The following is a 21,041-nucleotide window of genomic DNA, read 5'->3' as shown; positions in this document are numbered from 1 at the left end:
CGCGCCTCAGCGCCCGGCCGGGTCTCCGGCCGCGGCGTCGGGCGTGTCGAGGTAGAAGCGCTTGAGCATGTAGAGGGACGGGCCCGACAGGGTGCTCGCCTCGGTGGCGAGGGCGACCAGGGTCGTGCCGGCATCGAAGCGGCAGGTCAGCCAGTGCTGCCGGTTCCCGTCGGCGTAGTCGACGCGCACCGAATTCGCCGACGGCCCCGGCGCCGCGCGCAGGAGCCGGATCCCGTCCTGCGGCGCGACCGCCGGGAGCGCCCGGCGGCAGGTGGCGACGCGATCCCGGCGCAGGGTGTCCTGGCAGGCGACGAGCCCCCCGAGGAAGCCGACCACGACCGCGGCCCCGAGGAGCCAGCGGTGCCCGCGCTTCACGGATGGTTGCGCAGGCGCTCCGCGACCCGCGGCGCGTGATAGGTGAGGACGCCGTCGGCGCCGGCCCGCTTGAAGGCGAGGAGCGCCTCGACCATCGCGCGGTCGCCGTCGAGCCAGCCGTTGCGGGCGGCCGCCTCGATCATCGCGTACTCGCCCGACACCTGGTAGGCGAAGGTCGGCACCTGGAACTCGTCCCGCACCCGGCGGATGATGTCGAGATAGGGCAGGCCCGGCTTCACCATCACCGAATCCGCGCCCTCGTCGAGGTCGAGCCGGACCTCGCGCAGGGCCTCGGCCGAGTTGCCGGGATCCATCTGGTAGGTGCGCTTGTCGCCGACCAGCGCCGCCTTGGTGCCGATCGCGTCCCGGAACGGCCCGTAGAAGGCGCTGGCGTATTTCGCCGCGTAGGCCATGATCTGCACGTCGAGGAAGCCGGCCTTGTCGAGGCCCGCGCGGATCGCGCCGACGCGCCCGTCCATCATGTCGGAGGGCGCGATGATGTCGGTCCCGGCCTCGGCCTGGATCAGGCTCTGCTCGACGAGGACCGCGACCGTCTCGTCGTTGAGGATCGCGCCGTCCCGCATCAGGCCGTCGTGGCCGTGGCTCGTGTAGGGATCGAGCGCCACGTCGGTCATGATCCCGATCTCGGGCACGGCCCGCTTCACGGCGCGGACCGCCCGGCAGACGAGGTTGTTGGCGTTCAGCGCCTCCGAGCCGGTCGGGTCGCGCAGCGACACCTCCGTGTAGGGGAAGAACGACACCGCCGGGATGCCGAGCTTCGCGGCGCGCTCCGCGTCGCGGACGATCTCGTCCACCGAGAGGCGCTCGACGCCCGGCATCGAGGCGACCGGCTCGCGGCGGCCCTCGCCGTCGATCACGAACATCGGCCAGATCAGGTCGTCGACCGTCAGGGTGTGCTCGCGGACGAGGCGGCGCGACCAGTCGGCCTTCCGGTTCCGGCGCGGGCGCTGGGTGATCTTCAGACCCTCCACGCGGGCGCCCTCGCGGGCGGCCTCCACGGCGAGAGGGCGCGGCTCTGGCAGGGTGTCTGACATGCGGCTTCGCTACCGTTCGCGCGGACCACGCCGCGGATCGCGCGGCGCCCGTGCGCCGGAGGCGATCGACTACCACACCGGGCCGGCGCAACGAAACCCGACCGTTGACGCCGGACGGCGGAACCGCTTCAACCCGGCGACCCCCGCCCGATCGATCAGGATCCCGGCCCTTCGCCATGAACCGGCCCCCACCATCCGCGAGCGCTCGATAGTGCCCAGCTACTTTCCGATCCGGCGCAGGACGCCGCGGCCGGGCGGCATCCCGAGCGACCGCATCGAGCGGGCCCAGGGCCCCGCGTCCGGCACGTGGGACACAGTGCTGATCTGGTTCATGCGGCTCACGGCCCTCGTCTGGCTACTGAAGAGCGTCTTCGCCTGGGCGACCATCCTCGACGTCCTGCCGGGCGTGCGCCCCTTCGAGGCCGAGCCGTTCGGCCGGCAGTCCGCGATCGTCTACTTCGCGGTGATCGACGCCGCGGCGGCGATCGGATTGTGGCTGACGAGCGCCTGGGGCGGCGTGATCTGGTTGCTCGCCGTCACGTCGGCGATGACGCTCGCTGTCCTGACACCGCAACTCTTGCCGTTATCGGTGCCGCTGCTCGTATTCGGAGGCTGTGTTGTGACGTTGTACTTCCTGCTGTCATGGCTGGCCGCGCAGGAAGCACGGTGAACGAACCGTTCTTGTCTTCATTCAGTTTGTCTTTACCGCGAAGAGTAAATCGCGAATTCATCCTGTCGCTTAAATCGCCTTTCATTCCCGAGCCCTAGCTTAGCCATCATCAACGGCGCCGCATCCAACGGGTGCCGGATCATCGGATGGCGAGGCAGAGATGAAGACCCAGAACGCCCGAGTCGCGCAGATCGAGGCCCCCGAGGAAGCCGCCTCCACCAAGGGCTCCTACCTCGAGGCGCTGCACCTCGTGGAGCGGCTGCATCGCCGGCTGCTCGACGTGATCAAGGACGAGTTCGAGCGCCGCGGCCGCGAGGACGTCAACAGCGTCCAGGCGCTGCTCCTGTACAACATCGGCGACAAGGAGCTGACCGCGAGCGAGCTGCGGACCAAGGGCTACTACCTGGGCTCCAACGTCTCGTACAACGTGAAGAAGCTTGTCGAGGCCGGCTATCTCCACCACGCCCGCTCGAAGACCGACCGGCGCTCCGTCCGGATCAGCCTGACCGACAAGGGCCGCCAGGTCCACGAGATCATCCAGGGGCTCTACGACAAGCATGCCCGGACGATCACGCCGATCGGCGGGATCTCGGAGGAGGATTTCATTCGCCTGAACCAGGCCCTCACCCGCCTGGAGCGCTTCTGGACCGATCAGATCCGTTACCGCCTCTGAGGCGCGCCCTCAGAGGTTCAGCAGGCCGATGATCCCGGCGATCACCGCGTAGGCGAAGCCGGCGTTGATGGCGACGCCGAACATTCCGATCACGAGACCGCCCAGCACGACCAGACCGTCGCGCTCGACGAGACCGAGCCCGACCAGGCAGACGGCGAGACCCAGCGGGATCTGCCCGACGATGGGCGCGGCCACGATCAGCGCCAGCGCCAGGGCGAGCAGGACGATCCCCATGCCGCGCATGCCGAGCGCGGTCTCGAACACGCTGACGCGGGGGCGCGACCAGCGCTCCAGGCGGCGCAGGATCGGCACCGCGCGGGTGACGGCGCGCCGGACATCCGTCAGGGCGATCGAGCGGCCGAGGAGCATCCGCGGCAGCCACGGCGCCGACATCCCGGCGGCGATCTGGATCGCCACGAGGAGCAGGAGCAGGCCGCAGATCAGCGGGATCGGCGGCGGCATGGGCAGGCAGTTCGGCAGCCCGAGCAGGACCACGAGCAGCGCGAAGGCACGGTCCCGCAGGACCGCGACGATGTCGCCCACGGTGAGGCGCTCGCCCTCCTGGCTCGCCAGCACGGTGAGGACGTCCGACGTTCGTGCACCGGAGGTCAAGGATCTGCCAACCTTCGCTTTCCCGCGGGGGCTCTAGCCGAGAACATCTGGCACGCCAAGCACGGCAGATTCGCGACAGCGCGATGGCGTCCCGCGGGCGGACGCGCGGCGGACGGCCCGCGAAGTCCCGGCCAGCACAGCGCGCGCACCGGCGCACCTTTCCGAAGCAACGTCGTCCCTGCGACCCGAAGATCGGCGTGCGAATCCGGCAATTCCGGGGGATCGCGAGCGGATCGCGATGAAACGCGGTTAATTTTCTACTACCGTTCTCCGCAGACGTCGGAGGCTCGACTGTGCCGAACCAGCGCCCTCGCCCGAAGATTGCTGGACGTGCGCCCGTTCTCGCGGTTCTGCTCGCGGGACAGGCGGCCGTCTCGCACCCCGCCGGCGGCAGCGAGATCGACACGCTGCTGTTCGGCAGCCTCGACGCCGGCGGCGACACCTTCCTGACAATCGGGGCGAAGGCCGGCCTCACCTCCCTCGCGCAGGACGGGTTCACCGCGCTCGCGAGCGTCGGTGGCGGGCGGCGCGCGGAGTCCGGTCCGGACGGCCCCCGCACGCGCTACACGGTCGCCGCCGCCGCCCTGGCCGGATACCAGTGGGTCTTCGACTGGGGCGCGGTCGCGGCCTTTGCCGGGCCCGAGATCGCGCGGGAGATGCTGATCGCGGGGCCGCTCTTCGACGCCCTGCCGACGCGCTTCGGGCTCCGGCTCCACGGCGAGGTCTGGGCACGCCCGAGCGAGGCGACGCTGCTCCAGGCGAGCGCCGTCGCGGGGTCGGCCCGCGACAGCCTGTGGGCGCGCCTCGCCTGGGGTTACCGGCTCTGGGAGACCTATCTGGGTCCCGAGGCCGCCCTCTACACGGACAGGACCGGCTACGCGAAGTGGAGCGTCGGGCTGCACGGGACCGACTTCGCCCTCGGCCGGTACAGCTTCCGCGCATCGGCGGGCCTCCAGTCCGAGAGCGGCCGGGGTCGCGCCTGCCCCTACCTGAGCCTGTCGGTCTGGTCGCCGCTCTGATCGGCGCCCGGCCGGGCCTCGAGGGCGTCGAGGAACGCGGCCGCGTCGCGGCGGATCTCGGCGCGGCGCCTGTCGCCCAGCCCGCGGAGCGTCCGGTACGGCATGGCCATCCGCTGATTGCCCGCCAGCCGGTCCTCGTTCTCGATGAGGAAGTTCCAGTAGAGATAGTTGAACGGGCACGCCTCCGGCCCGGCCTTGACCTTCACGTCGTACGCGCAGGACGCGCAGTAATCGGACATCCGGTCGATATAGGCGCCCGAGGCCGCGTAGGGCTTGGAGCCCATGACGCCGCCGTCGGCCCACAGCACCATGCCGTGGACGTTGGGCAGCTCGACCCACTCGTAGGCGTCCGCGAACACGATCAGGTACCATTCCTCAACCTGAGCCGGGTCGAGGCCGGCGATGAGGGCGAAGTTGCCGGTCACCATCAGGCGCTGGATGTGGTGGGCGTAGGCGTGGGCGCGCGTCTCGGCGACGACCTGCGCGACGCAGTTCAGCGCCGTCTCGCCGGACCAGTAGAACCACGGCAGGTCGCGGCCCGCGCCGAGGGCGTTGCTGTCGCGGTAGGCGGGCATCCGGGCCCAGTAGAGGCCGCGCACGTACTCCCGCCAGCCGAGGATCTGCCGGATGAAGCCCTCGACGCAGTGGAGCGGCGCCGCGCCGTCGCGGTAGGCGCGCTCGGCGGCCCAGCACACCTCCTCGGCGGAGAGCAGCCCGGCGTTGAGGGCGGGCGACAGGAGCGCGTGGTACAGGAACGGCGCGCCGGTCTTCATCGCGTCCTGATAGTCGCCGAAGGTCGGCAGGGCGTCGGCCAGGAAGCGCCGGAGCGCCGCGAGGGCGTCGGCCCGGGTCACCGGCCATGAGAAGCCGCTGAGATCGCCGAAATGGTCGCCGAACTCCGCCTCCACGAGGGCGATGACCGCGCGCGTGACGGCATCGGGCTGGAAGCCGATCCGATCGGGCGGACGATGCCCCCTGGGCAGGCGCTTGCGGTTCTCGGGGTCGTAGTTCCAGCGGCCGCCCGCGGGCTCGCCGTCGTCCATCAGGAGGCCGGTCCGGCGCCGCATGCCCCGGTAGAAGGTCTCCATCCGCAGGTGATGCCGGCCCTCCGCCCAGCGGGCGAAATCCTCCCGCGGGCACAGGAAGCGGTTGTCGCCGCGGATCTCGACCGGGACCGCCAGGGTCTCGCGCCAGTCCTGCATCATCTCCCAGACGCGCCACTCGCCCGGCTCGGTCACCACGACCCGCTCCGGCCGGTGGCGCGCCACGGCGCGCTCCAGCTCGCCGGTGAAGCTGCCGGTGTTGCCCGCGTCGGTCAGGCGCACGTACGCGACCGTGATCCCCTCCGCCTCCAGCTCGGCCGCGAAGTGGCGCATGGCGGCGAACAGGAAGGCGATCTTCTGCTTGTGGTGGCGGACATACGTCGCCTCGTCGCGAACCTCGACGATGAGGACGACGTCGCGCTCGGCGTCGAGGTCGACGAGGCTCGACACCCGGCGGGTCAGCTGATCGCCGAGGACGAAGCGCAGCGTTCCGGACGGGGCGGCGCGGCGTTTCCCGGCCATGCCTAGACCTTCCCGTCCGGGGCGGAGCGTTCGCCATCCGCGGCGCGGCCGAACCCTCCGGTCCCGCCGTCGAAGATCACCCGAACCACGCCGTTCCCCCTTGCCACCGCCGCCGGCCCAATCAAGGTAGGCCCGGGGACGCGGCCGGGCAGGCGGCGGACCCGCGCCCTCCACGTGCACAAGGTCGCAGGCGGCAAGCATGAAGTTCGCGTTCGCCGGCATCGACTTCCTCGGCGGGGTCTTCGAGGGTCTGCTGGACGCCGGCTGGACGCCGGTGAAGCTGTTCACGCGCCCCTGCGACGGGGTCTACGACCACAACGAGGTCGTCGTGGCCCGCGCCCGATCCCTCCGGCTGCCGATCCAGCTCTCGCGGATCCGCGAGCGGGACATCGAGGCGCTCCAGGCCGAGCACGGGCGCGACTGGGCACTCGTGGTCGCGGGCTATCCCTGGCTCATCAAGGGCTGGAAGGGCCGCGCCGCCTACGGCCTCAACTTCCACCCCTCCCCGCTCCCGACGGGCCGCGGCCCCTACCCGCTGTTCCGGGCCGTCCTCGACCGCTACGAGACCTGGGGCGTCACCGCCCACGTGCTCGCCGACGGGTTCGACACCGGCGATATCCTGGCGCAGGAGATCTTCGCCCTGAGCCCCCGCGAGAGCCACGAGACGCTGCTCGCCAAGTGCCAGATGGCGGCGCGCCGCCTCGCCGCGGGCCCGCTGGGCCGCGACCTGCCCAACCGCTGGCGGCGCTCCGAGCCGCAGGGCGACGGCTCCTACTGGCCGCGCGCGACCGACGCCGACCGGACGCTCGACTTCCGGCAGGACGTCGAGACGGTCCTGCGCCGGGTGCGGGCCTTCGGCACGGTCGAGACGATCGCGCGGCTCGGCGATGCCCGGGTCTACGTGGCGGAGGCGCAGGGGTGGCAGGAGCGCCACGCGCACACGCCCGGAGCGGTGGTGCACCGCCACCGCCGCCACGTCGTGGTGGCGGCCCTCGACGGGTACGTCCAGCTGACCCGCTGGTCGCCGGTTCCCCTCGCGGAGGCCGGGCAGATCGGCCGCTGACCCGCCCGTCCGGGAACCCGAACGCCGACCCCGATGTTTCCGGCGGCCCGGGCACTCCGCCGGGGCCCCACGGGAGTCCGCCATGTCGACCCGCGCCAGCCTCGCCGCAGCCCTCGGATTCGCCGCGCTGTTCACCGGCTCCGCCCTCGCGCAGGCGGTGATCGTCACGCCCGACGAGTTCGGCCCCGACGACGACGTGGTGGTGCGCGACTACATCGTGCGCCGGCCGGTGGGTCCGGGCCCGATCGTCGGATCGATCCCGCTGCGGCCCGGCAGCATCGTGCCGCCCGACGTGCGGCTCGCACCCTTCACGGAGGCCCCGAACCCGCGCCTGCGCCGATTCGGCTACTTCGTGGCGCCGGGCGACAAGATCGTGGTCGTCGATCCCGATACCCGCGCGGTGGTGCGCATCCTGGACCGCTGACGGCCGGCGCCGGCGCTCACCAGTCGCTGAGCACCGCGCGCTTCCAGCGGTCGGGCGCGACGCAGCGGTACTCGTAGGCCTCGTCCCAGGCGTGGTCGCCGGGGGTGCAGGGCGCGCGGCTGCTCGCGGGCGGCCGCGGCAGGCTCTCGCGGAGCGAGGCGGCCTCGATCTGCCCGCTGTCGCTCACGCGCATGACCGGCCCGGCCGCCGTGCCGTAGACCAGATCGCGCCCGTCGAAGCCGAGGCTGCGGGAGAAGCCGCCCTCGCGGTTGCCGTCGAGCCCAATCGCCTGCCCGGCCGCGAGCAGCATCGGGACGCCGGTGAAGCGCGCGGCGGCGGCGTCGATGCCGATGCCGTAGGTCCCCTCCCCCTGGAACGAGATCGCCCGATCGGTGATGGAGCCGGTCAGGTTGCCCATCAGGATCCCGTAGCCGGTATGGGCGCCCGGAACGCCGCCGGTGGAGATCTGCAGTCCGACCCGCTGGCGATTGCGGTCGGTGGTCGGCGACTGCGCCGAGACGTCGATCTCGGCGCCGATGCAGGAGGCGACCGGATCGGCCTCGTCGGTCATGTCGACACAGTTGAAATTGCCGGCCCAGGAGGGCCCGACCGGCCCCAGCCCGTTGGGCTCCTTGAAGATCGTGCCGTTGACCGCGACGTTCTGCGCGCCGGTGCTGGCGAGGGCGCGGTTGTGCAGCTCGCCCGTGATCGTCCACTCGTAGCCGGCATTGTGCGGGCCGGTGGATCCGAGCGCCCAGAGCGCCTTGTAGGTGTGGGTGGCCTCGCCCGACCCCTCCGGCACGTGCCGGTCGACCCGCAGCGTCGAGACCGGATCGAAGCCTTGGGGCCGGTTCCAGAGGAAGACGTGGCCGCCATCGAGGCCCATCACCCCGGTCCCCTGCACGCTGCGGGAGAAATTCGGCGGCCACGGCTGCGGTGCGGACGCCGGATCCGTCGCCGGCGCTGCGCGCGGCGGCTGTCCGGGCGCCTCGGCGGCCGCGACCGTCGGAACGCCGATCGCGAAGCACGCCATCAGGGCGGTGCCGGGGCGGATGCGCATGATCGTCTCCGGATATCCTCTCGGTGCGGCCTCGCCCGGGATCGCACTGGCAGAACCCGCCCGCGGGACCAGATAGGTTACAGCATCGCATCGGCGACGCCGGCCACGGGCGCCCGCGGATGCGGCACCCGCCGCGCCATGGGAGCGAACCGATGACCGCCCTGCGATTCCTGCGCAATTGGTTCCTGGTGTCGATCCCGCTCGGCCTCCTGATCGGCCGGTTCATCAAGGCCGGCGAAGGGCCGCCGAGACGAGACCGGCGGTGATTACCGGAGACCGGTCCGATAGACAGGGCGCGACTTGCTATTCTGACGCTCGGATGTCGATCATCAATAACATGTTAGCGAATCCGGCGCATTTTTACTGATATCGCGCCATACCGGCCGACCAGGGCAGGAACTTCGGCCGTGTCCCGCAACGCCAGCACCCCTGCCGCCGTCGCGGAACGCCGGGCGACCGAGCGGAGACCCACCGCCCTGCTGGCCTTCGCCCAGCAACGGGACGGCGCGCGCTATCCCTGCCAGGTCATGAACATCTCCGATCGCGGCGCGATGCTGGAGTTCCTGGGTTCGCAGGCGGTGCTGCTGGAGGACAAGTTCGACCTCGTGCTGGCGAGCGCCGAGATGCGCTACGCGGTCCAGCTCGTCTGGCGGAAGGAGCGGACGGTCGGCGTCCTGTTCTGCGGCGAGGCCGTGTGAGAGGTCGACCCTGCGGGCTCAGACCGCGAGCGTCGCCATCAGCGTGAGCCCGACGGCCGGCAGCGCCAGCGCCAGGACCGCGAGGGTGTCGAGGGGTGCGGGCCGGCTCGCCGCGAGCCAGCGACGCTCGGCGAACTTCTCGGCCGCGAACCCGGACAGGACCAGGCCGCAGCCGACGAACGTGACAAGCGCGGACATGGGTCGACCCTTCTTCGCAACGCCGCGCCGAGTGATGCGCCTGACGGGAGTACCCGCGGCGCGGCCATAAAGTTTCACCGCGGCGCGGATACGCCGGCGAAAGCGGCGGCGCGCCGGGAACGCCGCCGGCGCGTTCCCGCCGCTCCCGGGGACGAAGGGGTTGCAATCCCGCGCGGATCCATCGAGGCGGAAGCCCAGCGTCATCGACGGGATTGTGGCGGGCGGCGGGAGGCCGGAAGCTTTGAAGACGAGCGGCAACGGCGTGGCCGTCGGACACGATGGCTGGCTGTACTGGGTCGGACGCGCCCGCGAGGTCGAAGCCTTCTACGGCGACACCGCGACCTCGCGGCGGATCCTGAAGCGCTGGACGCGGCTCATCGGGCGGCGCGCGCGGCGCCTCGACGACCTCGGGATCCGGCACGTGCACACCGTCGTCCCCGACAAGCTCGCGATCTATCCGGACCTGCTCGGCCGCCCCTTCCCGGGGCTCGACGACCCGCCCGGGGTTCGGCTCGCCCGGCTGGTCGCCGGGGACAGCGGGGCCCCGATGGTCGACCTGCAAGCACCGCTGCTGGCGGCGCGGGCCGAGGAGCCCGTCTACCTGCGGACGGACACCCACTGGACCTACCGGGGCTACCTGACGGCGTACCGCGCGCTCTGCGAGGCCCTGGACGCGCCGGTGGCGGCGCACGTCTTCGCCGGAACCAGCGTGACCGAGCGCTTCACCTTCGATCTCGGTGAGAAGCTCGTCCCGCCCATCGACGAGGCCTACGTCGCCTACGACTTCCCGCGCCGCGCGGCACGGATCGACGCGAACGCCCTGGTGGCCGTGCGGGAATCCGGCCGGGCGGTGCGGCCGCGCGGACTGTTCGTCGGATCCCGCGTCGTCCTGAGGAACCCGGAGGCGCCAGATCGGCGCCGCGTGGTGCTGTTCGGCGATTCCTACATCTACAGCCCGGGCGCCCGGCTCACGGCGATGCTGGCGGAGACCTTCGCCGAGGTGCACGCGATCTGGTCGGCGAACATCGACTGGGCCTACGTCGAGGACGTCCGGCCCGACATCATCGTCTTCGAGATCGCCGAGCGGTTCCTGCGGCAGGTCCCGAACGACCGGATCCGCATCGATCGCTTCGCGGCGGCGCGCGCGCGGCGGGCCGTCCGCCCGACGCTCCGGGAGCGGATCCGGCGCTGGCTGCGCTGAGGCCGGACGCTTCTAAAAGCGAGAGCCCCGCCGCGGTGGCGGCGGGGCTCTGCACCCTCAGGTGCGCGGCGGCTCAGTAACCGCGGCCGTAATAGCCCGGGCCCCGGTCGAAGGCGCCCGCCGCGGCGGCGCCGGCGGCCGCGCCCGCGATACCGAGACCGATGGCGGCCCCGGTCGACAGGCCGCGGTGACGGCGGTAGCCGAAATCGCGCCGGTGGCCGTAGCCGCGATCGTAGCCGCGGCCGTAGCCGTAGCCGTGGTGGCCGCCGTAGCCGTAGCCAGAACCCTGCGCCTGGGCGCCGGTGGCGCCGAGCGCGCCGAGGGACAGGGTGACGGCGGAGATGAGAGCGAGCTTGCGCATCGGTGACTCCTTCGCAGTTGCGTTGGGACCCCAACCCAAAGCGCAACCAGGGGTTCCGATTTTCATGTGGGCAGGGCGCCGACTGCGCCGGATGTCAAAAGTGAGGATCGAGGATGTGGTGAGCGCGCTGGGACTCGAACCCAGGACCTACAGATTAAAAGTCCGTTGCTCTACCAGCTGAGCTACGCGCTCGCGTCCCGGGCCGCGCGGCGGCCCGTCGGGGACGGCGCGTCCGCAATAGGTGAGCGGGACCGGGGGGTCAACACGACGGAGGTGGACAACCCTCAGGCCGCGTCGCCGCGGGTCCGCTCCACGATGTCCCGGGCCTCGTCGAAGGCCGCGTCCGCGTCGAGCTCGGTGGTGTCGAGCCGGACCGCGTCCTCGGCCATGCGCAGGGGCGCGGCGCTGCGCGACGCGTCCCGGGCGTCGCGGGCCTCGATGTCGGCCAGGATCGCCGCGAAGGTCGCCGCCTCGCCGCGGCCGGCCAGTTCGCGGTGGCGACGGCGGGCACGCTCCTCGGACGAGGCGGTGATGAACAGCTTCACCGCGGCCTCGGGGCACACGACCGTGCCGATGTCGCGCCCGTCGAGCACCGCCCCCTGCGGGTCGGCGGCGAAGCGGCGCTGCCACGCGAGCAGCCCGGCGCGGACCTCCGGCACCGACGAGACGCGGGAGGCCGCCTCGCCCATCGCCCGCTCGCGCAGGCGCGGATCGTCGAGCCGACCGGCGTCGAGGGCCTGGGCCGCCCGCGCCGCGGCGGCGGCATCGTCCAGCGACAGACCGGCGTCGATCAGGGCGAGCGCCACCGCCCGGTAGAGGAGCCCGGTGTCGAGATGCGGCAGGCCGTAATGGTCGGCCAGACGCTTGGCGAGGGTACCCTTGCCGGACGCGGCCGGTCCGTCGATCGCGATGACGAGCGGCATGGCGGTCACGCCCCGATCTGGCCGCCGAGGGCCTGCATGGTCGGAAGGAAGCTCGGGAAGCTCGTGGCGATCATCGCGCCGTCATCCACCGTGACCGGGTTCCGCGCCGCGAGGCCCATCACCAGGAACGCCATGGCGATGCGGTGGTCGAGGTGGGTCGCCACCGTCCCGCCGCCCGGCGCCGCGGTGCCGTCGCCCTCGACCACGAGATCGTCGCCCTCGACCGCGTGGCGGACGCCGTTCGCGGCGAGCCCGGCCGCCACGGCCGCGAGGCGGTCCGATTCCTTCACCCGCAGCTCGTGCAGGCCGTTCATCCGGGTCCGGCCCTCGGCGAAGCTCGCCGCCACCGCCAGCACCGGGTACTCGTCGATCATCGCGGGCGCCCGCTCGGCCGGAACGTCGACGCCGGTCAGGCGGCTCGCGCGCACGCGCAGGTCGGCTACGGTCTCGCCGCCCTCCTCCCGCTCGGCCACGCGCTCGATCTGCGCGCCCATCTCCAGGAGCGTCGTGATCAGCCCGATGCGCAGCGGGTTCATCATCACGCCCTCGATCACCACGTCGGAGCCGGGCACGATCAGCGCCGCCACCAGCGGGAACGCCGCCGAGGACGGGTCGGCCGGCACCACCACGTCGGTGCCGCGCAGGGTCGGCTGCCCCGTCAGCGCGACCCTGCGGCCGTGGCCGCCCGGACCGTGCGGCTCGACGCTGACCGCGGCGCCGAACAGGCGCAGCATCCGCTCGGTGTGGTCGCGGGTCGCAGCCGCCTCGATCACGGTCGTGACGCCGGGGGCGTTGAGGCCGGCGAGCAGGACCGCCGACTTGATCTGCGCGGAGGCCGCCGGGGTCTCGTAGGTGATCGGAATCGCCTCCCTGGGACCCCGCAGGGTCAGGGGCACGCGTCCGCCCTCGGCCTCGGCCAGGACCTGCGTGCCCATCCGGGTGAGCGGGTCGAGGATGCGGCGCATCGGCCGCGAGCGCAGGGAGGCGTCGCCGTCGAAGGTCGCGGTCACCGGCTGCCCGCCGACCACGCCCATCATCAGCCGCGAACCGGTGCCGGCATTGCCGAAATCGAGAACCTCGGCCGGGTCGCCGAGGCCGCCGATCCCGACGCCCCGGACCCGCCAGCTCCCGGCCCCGAGGCGCTCGACCCCTGCCCCGAGCGCCTTCGCGGCGGCGGCGGTGCGCAGGACGTCGTCGCCCTCCAGCAGGCCTTCGACCCGCGTCTCGCCCTGGCTGAGCAGGCCGAGGATCATCGACCGGTGCGAGATCGACTTGTCGCCGGGCGGGCGCAGGCGTCCGCGCAGCGGGGCGCCCGGCGCGGCGGTGAGGGGCTGGGGGGTCGAATCGTGCGACACGGGACGTCCGTTCGGGCTCTGAGACGTGGGCCTGGATCCGGCGCGTCGCGCGGCCCTGCCGCGGCGCTGCAATCGGACGGTGAAATCGCCGCGCCGTTAACACGGGCACCGCCCGCCGTCATCCATCCGCTGCCCGCGCCGATCCCGGGCGCCGCACGCGGGGGCGCGCCGCCCGAAACGCCCTGCGCGGGCTCGATTGACAGGCGCTTTCACCGCGACTAACGGGGCGCCTCCCCCAAGACAGTACTGACGACGAGGTGTCCGCCCGTGGCCCGACCGGAACTTGGCTTGAAGCGCCAGTGCATGAGCTGCGGCGCGAAGTTCTACGACCTCGCCCGCGATCCCGCGGTCTGCCCGAAATGCGGCGCGGTCTATCAGGCGGTGGCCACCTCCAGCCGTGCGGCCCCCCCGGCGCTGTCGCGGGGCCCGGCCAACACCGACGATGAGGACGAGACGGACGAGAAGGGCCCGGAGATGGTCTCCCTCGACGAGGTCGAGGCCGCCGAGGACGACGCCGATCCGACGCCCGAGGACGACTCGGTCGAGGACGGGGAATCCTCCGACGACGATACCTTCCTGGAGGAAGAGGATTCCGGCGACGACGACGTCTCCGACCTGATCGACGGCGATATCGAGAACGACGAGGAGGGCTGAGGCGGCCTCCGTCTCTCCCGACCAAAAACCCCCGGCGGCAGCGAAAAAGGGGGTTGAGTCCGCGATGCGAGCCGCCTATAGAACCGGCCTCGCCGACCGCGACCCGGACCGGCGAGACCCCGCGGTACCCAAACCGCGGTGGATGTAAAAAGTGGGGCCTTAGCTCAGCTGGGAGAGCGCTTCCATGGCATGGAAGAGGTCATCGGTTCGATCCCGTTAGGCTCCACCATCCCACCCTCGCGCGACGCGGCCCTGTCGGGGACGCGGACCGCGTTTAAAAATATGGGGCCTTAGCTCAGCTGGGAGAGCGCTTCCATGGCATGGAAGAGGTCATCGGTTCGATCCCGTTAGGCTCCACCATTCCTCGCAGGCGCGACGCGGCCGTCCCGGCCTTCCGCGCCGTCAGGCAGATCCCCACAGCACCGTCCCTGCGCGCGCAGCGAAAAGATCCCGTGGGCGCGACGACTGAGGTCGCGCGGTCCTGAGTCACCACGCGTTGCTCGTGATGGCGGAGAGGACATCGCCCGAGGGTTTCAGGCGGAACCCGTCCCGGCCGACCAGGCCCGCATCGGGACTCCTCGCTGAAACAATCCGGCTCAGCGGGTCAGGTGACCGAGCGGCAGCGCGGTCGTGTACTTCACCTGCCCCAGGGCGAAGCTCGAGCGGATGTTGGCCACGCCGGGGATCCGCGTGAGGTGGTCGAGGACGAGCTTCTGGTACTGGCCCAGATCCTCGACGACGACGCGCAGCATGTAGTCGGCCTCGCCGCTCATCAGGTAGCACTCCATCACCTCCGGGCGGCTGCGCACCGCCTCGTCGAAGGCCTGGAGCGCGGCCTGGGTCTGCTTCTCCAGCGAAACGTGGACGAAGACGTTGACCGCGAGCCCGAGGCTCAGCGGGTCGACCACCGCCACGCAGCCGCGGATCACCCCCGCCTCCTTCAGGTCGTTGACGCGTCGCCAGCACGGCGACGTCGACAGGCCGACCCGCTCCGCGAGATCCGCGATGCTGATCTCGCTGTCCTGCTGCAGGCACTCGAGGATGCGCAGGCTCGCGGCGTCGAGGGCGGCCGGTCGGGCGGGCATGCGATCGGTCTCCGGTCGGGAGCCGCGTGCGCGGTCCGGGGCGCAGGATGCGGCATGTTTTGCCGCCTACAGCTCGCATCAAGGAATATCAATCCGCGAACCCCGGCATAGCGGCAAATATCCGGCATGTCCCGCCGCCGCGATCCTCGTATGATCGCGCCGACCAGGGAGGCCGCGCCGATGAACGCCATACCGCCGAAAGCCACGATCGCGCGGTCCGCCGAGGTGGATCACGATCCGGCCGAGACCCAGGACTGGCTCGCCGCGCTGGAATCCGTCTTCCGCACTGAGGGCGCGGCCCGGGCGCGCTTCATCCTCGATCGCCTGGAGCGGCGCTCGAAGGAGATCGGCATCCTCGACGAGGCCCTGCCCTACTCGCCCTACCGGAACACGATCGCGCTGGAGAAGCAGCCGCGCTACCCCGGCGACCTCGACATCGAGGAGCGCCTGACCTCGATCATGCGCTGGAACGCGCTGGCCATGGTGGTGCGTGCCAACATGGCCTACGGCGAGCTCGGCGGCCACGTGGCGAGCTACGCTTCGGCGGCGGAGCTGTTCGAGGTCGGCTTCAACCACTTCTTCAAGGGCGGCACGGACGGCGACCTCGTCTATTTCCAGCCGCACTCCGCGCCGGGCGTCTACGCGCGTGCCTTCCTCGAGGGCCGGCTGTCCGAGGAGCAGCTGAAGCACTACCGCCAGGAGATCGCCGGCGACGGGCTGTGCTCCTACCCGCATCCCTGGCTGATGCCGGACTTCTGGCAGGTCCCCACCGGCTCCATGGGCATCGGCCCGATCCACGCGGTCTACCAGGCCCGGTTCATGCGCTACCTCGGCGACCGGGGCCTCGCCGACACGACCGGGCGGCACGTCTGGGGCGTGTTCGGCGACGGCGAGATGGACGAGCCCGAGTCGATCGGCGGCCTGGCGCTCGCCGCGCGCGAGAATCTCGACAACCTGACCTTCGTCATCAACTGCAACCTGCAGCGGCTCGACGGACCGGTGCGCGGCAACGGCCAGATCATCCAGGAGTTGGAGAGCCTGTTCCGCGGCGCCGGCTGGAACGTCATCAAGGTGCTGTGGGGCTCGGAGTGGGACGGGATCTTCGCCCGCGACACCAACCACGCCCTGCTGCGCCGCTTCGCCGAGACGGTGGACGGCAAGTACCAGACGCTCGGTGCCAAGGACGGCGCATACAACCTCGCGCACTTCTTCGGCGAGGATCCAGAGGTGCGCGAGCTCGTCGCCCACATGTCGGACGCCGACGTTGACCGGCTGAAGCGCGGCGGCCACGACTTCCGCAAGCTCTACGCGGCATTCGCGGCCGCCAAGGCCACCAAGGGCCGGCCGACGGTGATCCTGGCCAAGACCAAGAAGGGCTACGGCATGGGCGGCGCGGGCGAGTCGCGCATGACCGCCCACCAGGCCAAGAAGCTCGACGTCGACGCGCTGCGCGCCTTCCGCGACCGCTTCGCCCTGCCGCTGTCGGACGCGCAGGTGGAGGGCCTCGCCTTCTACAAGCCGGCCGAGGACGGCGCCGAGATGCGCTACCTGCGCGAGCGGCGCGAGATGCTCGGCGGCGTCCTCCCGGCCCGCCGCCGCACGGCGCCGACGGTCCCGGTTCCGGAGCTCTCCACCTACGCGGGCTTCGCCCTCGAGGCGGGCGGCAAGGAGATGTCGACCACCACCGCGGTGGTGCGCCTGTTCGGCAACCTCCTGAAGCACAAGGATCTCGGGCCGCGCATCGTGCCGATCGTCGCCGACGAGGCGCGGACCTTCGGCATGGCCAACCTGTTCCGGCAGGTCGGGATCTACGCGCCGCAGGGGCAGCTCTACGAGCCGGAGGATGCCGGCTCCATGCTCTACTACCGCGAGGCCCGGGACGGGCAGCTCCTCGAGGAGGGCATCACCGAGGCCGGGGCGATCTCGTCCTGGACGGCGGCGGCCACGTCCTACAGCGTCCACGGCCTGTCGATGCTGCCGTTCTACATCTACTACTCGATGTTCGGCTTCCAGCGGGTCGGCGACCTGATCTGGGCGGCGGCCGACCAGCGGGCCCGCGGCTTCCTGATCGGCGCCACGGCGGGCCGCACGACGCTGGGCGGCGAGGGCCTGCAGCACCAGGACGGGTCGAGCCACATGCAGGCAGCCGCGATCCCGAACTGCCGGGCCTACGATCCGGCCTTCGCGTACGAGATGGCGGTGATCGTCGACCGGGGCGCCCGGGCGATGATGGAGGAAGGCGAGGACGCCTTCTACTACCTCACGGCGATGAACGAGAACTACGCCCAGCCGTCCATGCCGCAGGGGGCGGAGGCCGGGATCCTGAAGGGCATGTACCGCCTGTCGGGGCCGGAGGCGGGAAGCGGCGCCGTGCGGCTCCTCGGCTCCGGGGCGATCCTGCCGGAGGTGATCGCGGCGGCGACGCTGCTCGCGCAGGATTTCGGCGTCGCGGCCGAGGTGTTCAGCGTGACGAGCTTCAGCGAGCTGGCCCGCGATGCCCGCGAGGCCGAGCGACAGGCGATGCTCAACCCGGAAGCCGAGGCGCCGGTCAGCCACGTGGCGGCGCTGCTGCCGGGCACGGCGCCCATCGTCGCGGCGAGCGACTACGTCCGGGCCTACCCGCAGCTGATCGCCTCCTACGTCGGCGCGCGCTTCGTCACCCTCGGCACGGACGGGTTCGGGCGCAGCGACACCCGCAACGCGCTCCGCCGGTTCTTCGAGGTCGACCGGCAGCACGTGGTCATCGCCGCCCTGCACGCCCTGTCTGAGGCCGGCACGGTGCCGCGCGCCACGGTGGCGGACGCGATCCGCCGCTACGGCGTCGCGGCGGACGCGCCCGCGCCCTGGACGATCTGAGGCCGGGCGCCCCGTCGCGGGGCGCCGCCTGCCCCCACCCCTTTTCCGAACGCCCGACCCACGGACACCCGACCGCATGAGCGCCGCGCTGCAGATCGCCCTCCCGGACATCGGCGACTACCGGGACGTGCCGGTCATCGAGCTTCTGGTGAAGCCCGGCGACCGCCTCGCGGTGGACGACCTGATCCTCAGCATCGAGTCCGACAAGGCCACCATGGAGGTCCCCTCCCCGGTCGCCGGCATCGTGCGCGAGTTGCTGGTGTCGGTGGGGTCGAAGGTGTCCGAGGGCACGCCGATCCTGACGGTGGAGCCTGCCGAGGGCGGCGGGGTCGAGACCGCGGCGGCACTGCCTGCCGCGGCTGCAGCGCCGTCGGCTTCCGGGCAGGGCGCGGGTTCCCGCTCCCGTGCGGGAGAGGGACAGGGTGAAGGATCCGGGTTGTCCGGAGACGGCACCCCCCTCACCCCAGCCCTAGCCCGCACGGGAGAGGGAGCCGGTCGCGCCTCGCCGGAGCCGATGCGGGCCGACCCGATCCAGGCGACGAGCGGCGACGTGCATGCCAGCCCGTCGGTCCGCCAGCTCGCGCGCGAGCTGGGCGTCGGGCTCGATCGCGTCGCCGCCACCGGCCCGAAGGGGCGGATCCTGCGCCAGGACGTGCACGCCTTCGTCAAGGCGGCCCTCAACGCGCCGGCCCAGGCGCCCGCCGCCGCGTCCGGCATCGGCGCCGGCCTGCCGCCCTGGCCGGAGGTCGACTTCGCCAAGTTCGGGCCGGTGCGGCGCGAGCCGCTCTCGCGCATCCAGAGTCTCTCTGGCGCCAATCTCAGCCGCAACTGGCTGACGATCCCGCACGTGACCAATTTCGACCGGGCCGACGTCACCGAGATCGAGTCGTTCCGGGTCGGCCTCAACACGGAGACGCGCACGCCGCCCGCCCGGGTCACCATGGTGGCCTTCCTGATCAAGGCGGCGGCCTCGGCGCTGCGCGCCTATCCGCGCTTCAATTCCTCCCTGGAGGGCAGCGACCTCGTCCTGAAGGACTACGTCCATGTCGGCTTCGCGGTGGACACGCCGAAGGGCCTGATGGTGCCGGTGGTGCGCGACTGCGACCGCAAGGGCCTCATCGAGATCGCCACCGAGATGGCCGCGATGGCCGAGAAGGCCCGGGCCGGAACCCTCCCGGGTTCCGACATGCAGGGCGGCTGCTTCTCGGTCTCGTCGCTCGGCGGCATCGGCGGCGACGGCTTCACCCCGATCATCAACGCCCCCGAGGTCGCGATCCTCGGCGCGGCGCGCTCGCGCACCGAGGCGGTGTGGGACGGCAAGGCCTTCCAGCCGCGCCTGATCCTGCCGCTCAGCCTGTCCTGGGACCATCGCGTCGTGGACGGCGTCGCCGCCGCCCGCTTCCTCGGCCACGTGGCCTCGGTCCTGTCGGACCTGCGCCGCGCCCTCCTGTGACCGCCGCCGCCATGCCCGAGACCCTCGACATCCGCGTTCCCGATCTCGGGGACTACGCCGACGTGCCCGTCATCGAGATCCCGGTGGCGCCCGGCCAGCCGGTCGCCAAGGACCAGACCCTGCTGGTGGTCGAATCCGATAAGGCGACGCTGGACATCCCCTCCCACGCGGCGGGCCGCCTCGTGGAGATGCTGGTCGGCCTCGGCGACACGGTGTCGGCCGGCACCCTCGTCGCCCGCCTCGCGGTCGAATCGACCGACGCGCGCGGCGAACCGGCCCCTGCCTCGGCCCCGACCCCCGCGCCCACGCCCGCCGCGCCGCCGAAGCCGCAGGCCGGCGCGGGCTGCGATCTCCTGGTGATCGGCGGAGGACCGGGCGGCTACTCGGCCGCCTTCCGGGCCGCCGATCTCGGGCAGCGGGTCATCCTGGTCGAGCGCCACGCGACCCTCGGCGGCGTCTGCCTCAACGTGGGCTGCATCCCCTCGAAGGCGCTGCTCCACGTGGCCGCGGTCACCGAGGAGGCCGTCCGGCTGGCCGCGCACGGGATCAGCTTCGGCGCGCCGACGGTCGATCTGGAGAAGCTGCGGACCTTCAAGGCCGGCACCGTCCGCCGCCTCACCGACGGGCTCGCCCAGATGGCGCGCCAGCGCAAGGTCGAGGTGGTCCGCGGGACAGCCCGCTTCACCGGGCCCCGCACAGTCTCTGTGACGCTGCACGACGGCGGCACGCGCGACGTCACCTTCACGGGCGCCGTCGTGGCGGCGGGCTCGGCGCCGGTGGCCCTGCCGATGCTCCCGGACGATCCGCGGGTCGTGAATTCCACCGGGGCGCTGGAACTGCCCGCCGTGCCGCGCCGGCTCCTGGTGATCGGCGGCGGCATCATCGGCCTGGAGATGGCAACGGTCTACAGCGCGCTCGGCGCGCGGGTCGACGTGGTCGAGCGCCTGCCCGGCCTGCTCGAGGGCGTCGACCGGGATCTCGTCGGCGTCTGGACGAAGCGCAACGCCCACCGTTTCGACCGCGTCCTGACGGGGGTCGAGGTCGTCTCCGCCGAGGCGAAACCGGACGGGATCGCCGTGACCTTCTCGGGCGGGGCCGAGCCCGGAACCTACGACCTCGTTCTCCAGGCCGCCGGCCGCCGGCCCAACGGGGCGACGCTCGGCCTCGACGCGGCCGGCGTGGCGCTGGACGGCGGCTTCGTGCCGGTGGACGCCCAGATGCGCACGAACGTGCCGCACATCTTCGCCATCGGCGATTGCGTCGGCCAGCCGATGCTCGCCCACAAGGCGGTGCATCAGGGCCACGTCGCCGCCGAGGCCGCCGCCGGCCACAAGGCCGGGTTCGACGCCGCCGTGATCCCGTCGGTCGCCTACACCGACCCGGAGATCGCCTGGGCCGGCCTCACCGAGACGGCCGCGAAGGCGGCCGGGCGGGCCGTCGAGGTGGCGCGCTTCCCCTGGGCCGCTTCGGGCCGGGCCATCGCCAACGGCGCCGATTACGGCCTGACCAAGCTGCTGTTCGACGCGCAGACCAGGCGCGTCGTCGGCGGCGCCATCGTCGGCCCGAGCGCCGGCGACATGATCGGCGAGGTCGCGCTGGCGATCGAGATGGGCGCCGACGCCACCGATATCGGCCGGACGATCCACCCCCACCCGACGCTCGGCGAGACGATCGGTCTCGCGGCAGAGGCCGGGCTCGGCCTCTGCACCGACCTGCCGCCGGTCGCCCGTCGGTAGACACG

21 protein-coding genes and 3 tRNA genes are annotated in these 21,041 nt (G+C 72.0%); 13 read left to right on the top strand and 11 right to left on the bottom strand.

The genetic code is table 11. From position 1 onward, the window contains the following. Positions 1 to 6 precede the first annotated feature (6 nt). Together ACLBYG_RS00335 and hemB are read right to left on the bottom strand one after the other, a co-directional pair. A complete protein-coding gene (locus tag ACLBYG_RS00335; RefSeq protein WP_020092850.1) occupies positions 7 to 375 on the bottom strand; it encodes a hypothetical protein in 369 nt (122 codons plus the stop codon). Then, on the bottom strand, positions 372 to 1,430 hold the full coding sequence (gene hemB, locus ACLBYG_RS00330) for a porphobilinogen synthase (RefSeq protein WP_026604877.1): 1,059 nt from the start codon (positions 1,428 to 1,430) through the stop codon (positions 372 to 374). Before hemB ends, ACLBYG_RS00335 begins: the two co-directional genes overlap by 4 nt. 211 nt (positions 1,431 to 1,641) lie before the next feature. Between hemB and ACLBYG_RS00325 the strand changes: the two genes are divergently transcribed. Next, a complete protein-coding gene (locus ACLBYG_RS00325) occupies positions 1,642 to 2,100 on the top strand; it encodes a DUF6163 family protein (protein ID WP_026604878.1) in 459 nt (152 codons plus the stop codon). A gap of 160 nt (positions 2,101 to 2,260) precedes the next feature. Then, positions 2,261 to 2,773, top strand: coding sequence for a transcriptional regulator LdtR (gene ldtR, locus ACLBYG_RS00320; RefSeq protein ID WP_056527383.1), 513 nt, complete (start codon positions 2,261 to 2,263; stop codon positions 2,771 to 2,773). 9 nt (positions 2,774 to 2,782) lie between these two features. Here the strand turns inward: ldtR and ACLBYG_RS00315 are convergent, their stop codons facing one another. Beyond that, complete coding sequence (locus tag ACLBYG_RS00315) at positions 2,783 to 3,385, bottom strand: exopolysaccharide biosynthesis protein (protein ID WP_267965786.1); 603 nt, start codon at positions 3,383 to 3,385, stop codon at positions 2,783 to 2,785. A 293-nt stretch (positions 3,386 to 3,678) separates the two neighbouring features. Between ACLBYG_RS00315 and bcsS the strand changes: the two genes are divergently transcribed. Further along, positions 3,679 to 4,404 carry a cellulose biosynthesis protein BcsS gene (bcsS, locus tag ACLBYG_RS00310; protein ID WP_447680232.1) on the top strand — a complete coding sequence of 242 codons (726 nt, stop codon included), beginning with the start codon at positions 3,679 to 3,681 and terminating at the stop codon, positions 4,402 to 4,404. Here bcsS and ACLBYG_RS00305 read toward each other — a convergent pair. After that, the gene (locus ACLBYG_RS00305) at positions 4,371 to 5,969 is read right to left on the bottom strand and encodes a cryptochrome/photolyase family protein (RefSeq protein WP_447680231.1); all 1,599 of its coding nucleotides are present in this window, start codon (positions 5,967 to 5,969) and stop codon (positions 4,371 to 4,373) included. The genes bcsS and ACLBYG_RS00305 overlap by 34 nt on opposite strands. Before the next feature lie 199 nt (positions 5,970 to 6,168). Here ACLBYG_RS00305 and ACLBYG_RS00300 point away from each other — a divergent pair, with 199 nt between their 5' ends. Next, positions 6,169 to 7,032, top strand: a complete 864-nt coding sequence (locus ACLBYG_RS00300; protein WP_091681999.1) for a formyltransferase family protein — start codon at positions 6,169 to 6,171, stop codon at positions 7,030 to 7,032. Between the two features lie 82 nt (positions 7,033 to 7,114). Then, on the top strand, positions 7,115 to 7,456 hold the full coding sequence (locus ACLBYG_RS00295) for a hypothetical protein (protein ID WP_020092859.1): 342 nt from the start codon (positions 7,115 to 7,117) through the stop codon (positions 7,454 to 7,456). A 16-nt stretch (positions 7,457 to 7,472) separates the two neighbouring features. Here the strand turns inward: ACLBYG_RS00295 and ACLBYG_RS00290 are convergent, their stop codons facing one another. Beyond that, the gene (locus ACLBYG_RS00290; protein ID WP_091925052.1) at positions 7,473 to 8,516 is read right to left on the bottom strand and encodes a hypothetical protein; all 1,044 of its coding nucleotides are present in this window, start codon (positions 8,514 to 8,516) and stop codon (positions 7,473 to 7,475) included. A gap of 407 nt (positions 8,517 to 8,923) precedes the next feature. Between ACLBYG_RS00290 and ACLBYG_RS00285 the strand changes: the two genes are divergently transcribed. Next, positions 8,924 to 9,214 (top strand): PilZ domain-containing protein, encoded by a 291-nt coding sequence (locus ACLBYG_RS00285; RefSeq protein ID WP_447680230.1) that lies wholly within the window; start codon positions 8,924 to 8,926, stop codon positions 9,212 to 9,214. An 18-nt stretch (positions 9,215 to 9,232) separates the two neighbouring features. Here the strand turns inward: ACLBYG_RS00285 and ACLBYG_RS00280 are convergent, their stop codons facing one another. Continuing rightward, on the bottom strand, positions 9,233 to 9,412 hold the full coding sequence (locus ACLBYG_RS00280; RefSeq protein ID WP_020092863.1) for a hypothetical protein: 180 nt from the start codon (positions 9,410 to 9,412) through the stop codon (positions 9,233 to 9,235). 262 nt (positions 9,413 to 9,674) lie between these two features. Between ACLBYG_RS00280 and ACLBYG_RS00275 the strand changes: the two genes are divergently transcribed. Next, on the top strand, positions 9,675 to 10,613 hold the full coding sequence (locus ACLBYG_RS00275) for an alginate O-acetyltransferase AlgX-related protein (RefSeq protein WP_447680229.1): 939 nt from the start codon (positions 9,675 to 9,677) through the stop codon (positions 10,611 to 10,613). Positions 10,614 to 10,686: 73 nt separating this feature from the next. Here the strand turns inward: ACLBYG_RS00275 and ACLBYG_RS00270 are convergent, their stop codons facing one another. From ACLBYG_RS00270 to aroA, 4 genes are all read right to left on the bottom strand, one after another. Then, the gene (locus ACLBYG_RS00270; RefSeq protein WP_447680228.1) at positions 10,687 to 10,974 is read right to left on the bottom strand and encodes a hypothetical protein; all 288 of its coding nucleotides are present in this window, start codon (positions 10,972 to 10,974) and stop codon (positions 10,687 to 10,689) included. A gap of 116 nt (positions 10,975 to 11,090) precedes the next feature. Further along, positions 11,091 to 11,166: transfer RNA gene (locus ACLBYG_RS00265), tRNA-Lys, on the bottom strand. Between the two features lie 92 nt (positions 11,167 to 11,258). Further along, positions 11,259 to 11,897 (bottom strand): (d)CMP kinase, encoded by a 639-nt coding sequence (cmk, locus tag ACLBYG_RS00260; RefSeq protein WP_051123743.1) that lies wholly within the window; start codon positions 11,895 to 11,897, stop codon positions 11,259 to 11,261. 5 nt (positions 11,898 to 11,902) lie between these two features. Continuing rightward, positions 11,903 to 13,252: a 3-phosphoshikimate 1-carboxyvinyltransferase gene (aroA, locus tag ACLBYG_RS00255; RefSeq protein ID WP_427507480.1), complete on the bottom strand. Its 1,350-nt coding sequence runs from the start codon at positions 13,250 to 13,252 to the stop codon at positions 11,903 to 11,905. Positions 13,253 to 13,519: 267 nt separating this feature from the next. On the opposite strand from aroA, the gene ACLBYG_RS00250 reads away from it, so the two are divergent. The 3 genes from ACLBYG_RS00250 (at position 13,520) to ACLBYG_RS00240 (ending at position 14,266) form a co-directional block, all read left to right on the top strand. Further along, complete coding sequence (locus tag ACLBYG_RS00250; protein ID WP_026604880.1) at positions 13,520 to 13,906, top strand: TIGR02300 family protein; 387 nt, start codon at positions 13,520 to 13,522, stop codon at positions 13,904 to 13,906. A 153-nt stretch (positions 13,907 to 14,059) separates the two neighbouring features. Next, a tRNA-Ala gene (locus ACLBYG_RS00245) sits at positions 14,060 to 14,135 on the top strand. A 55-nt stretch (positions 14,136 to 14,190) separates the two neighbouring features. Next, a tRNA-Ala gene (locus ACLBYG_RS00240) sits at positions 14,191 to 14,266 on the top strand. 236 nt (positions 14,267 to 14,502) lie between these two features. Here the strand turns inward: ACLBYG_RS00240 and ACLBYG_RS00235 are convergent. Then, positions 14,503 to 14,991 carry an Lrp/AsnC family transcriptional regulator gene (locus tag ACLBYG_RS00235; protein WP_020092868.1) on the bottom strand — a complete coding sequence of 163 codons (489 nt, stop codon included), beginning with the start codon at positions 14,989 to 14,991 and terminating at the stop codon, positions 14,503 to 14,505. 180 nt (positions 14,992 to 15,171) lie between these two features. Here ACLBYG_RS00235 and mdeB point away from each other — a divergent pair, with 180 nt between their 5' ends. The 3 genes from mdeB to lpdA all read left to right on the top strand — a co-directional run bounded on the left by mdeB (position 15,172) and on the right by lpdA (position 21,036). Continuing rightward, positions 15,172 to 17,847, top strand: coding sequence for an alpha-ketoglutarate dehydrogenase (gene mdeB / locus ACLBYG_RS00230; RefSeq protein WP_447680227.1), 2,676 nt, complete (start codon positions 15,172 to 15,174; stop codon positions 17,845 to 17,847). A 76-nt stretch (positions 17,848 to 17,923) separates the two neighbouring features. Then, positions 17,924 to 19,300: a 2-oxo acid dehydrogenase subunit E2 gene (locus ACLBYG_RS00225; RefSeq protein ID WP_447680226.1), complete on the top strand. Its 1,377-nt coding sequence runs from the start codon at positions 17,924 to 17,926 to the stop codon at positions 19,298 to 19,300. 11 nt (positions 19,301 to 19,311) lie between these two features. Next, positions 19,312 to 21,036 (top strand): dihydrolipoyl dehydrogenase, encoded by a 1,725-nt coding sequence (gene lpdA, locus ACLBYG_RS00220; RefSeq protein ID WP_447680225.1) that lies wholly within the window; start codon positions 19,312 to 19,314, stop codon positions 21,034 to 21,036. Positions 21,037 to 21,041 lie beyond the last annotated feature (5 nt).

The organism is Methylobacterium sp. D53M (genome assembly GCF_053345625.1).
The sequence above is the reverse complement of the archived record's forward strand: the minus strand, read 5'-3'. Positions and strand labels throughout refer to the sequence as shown.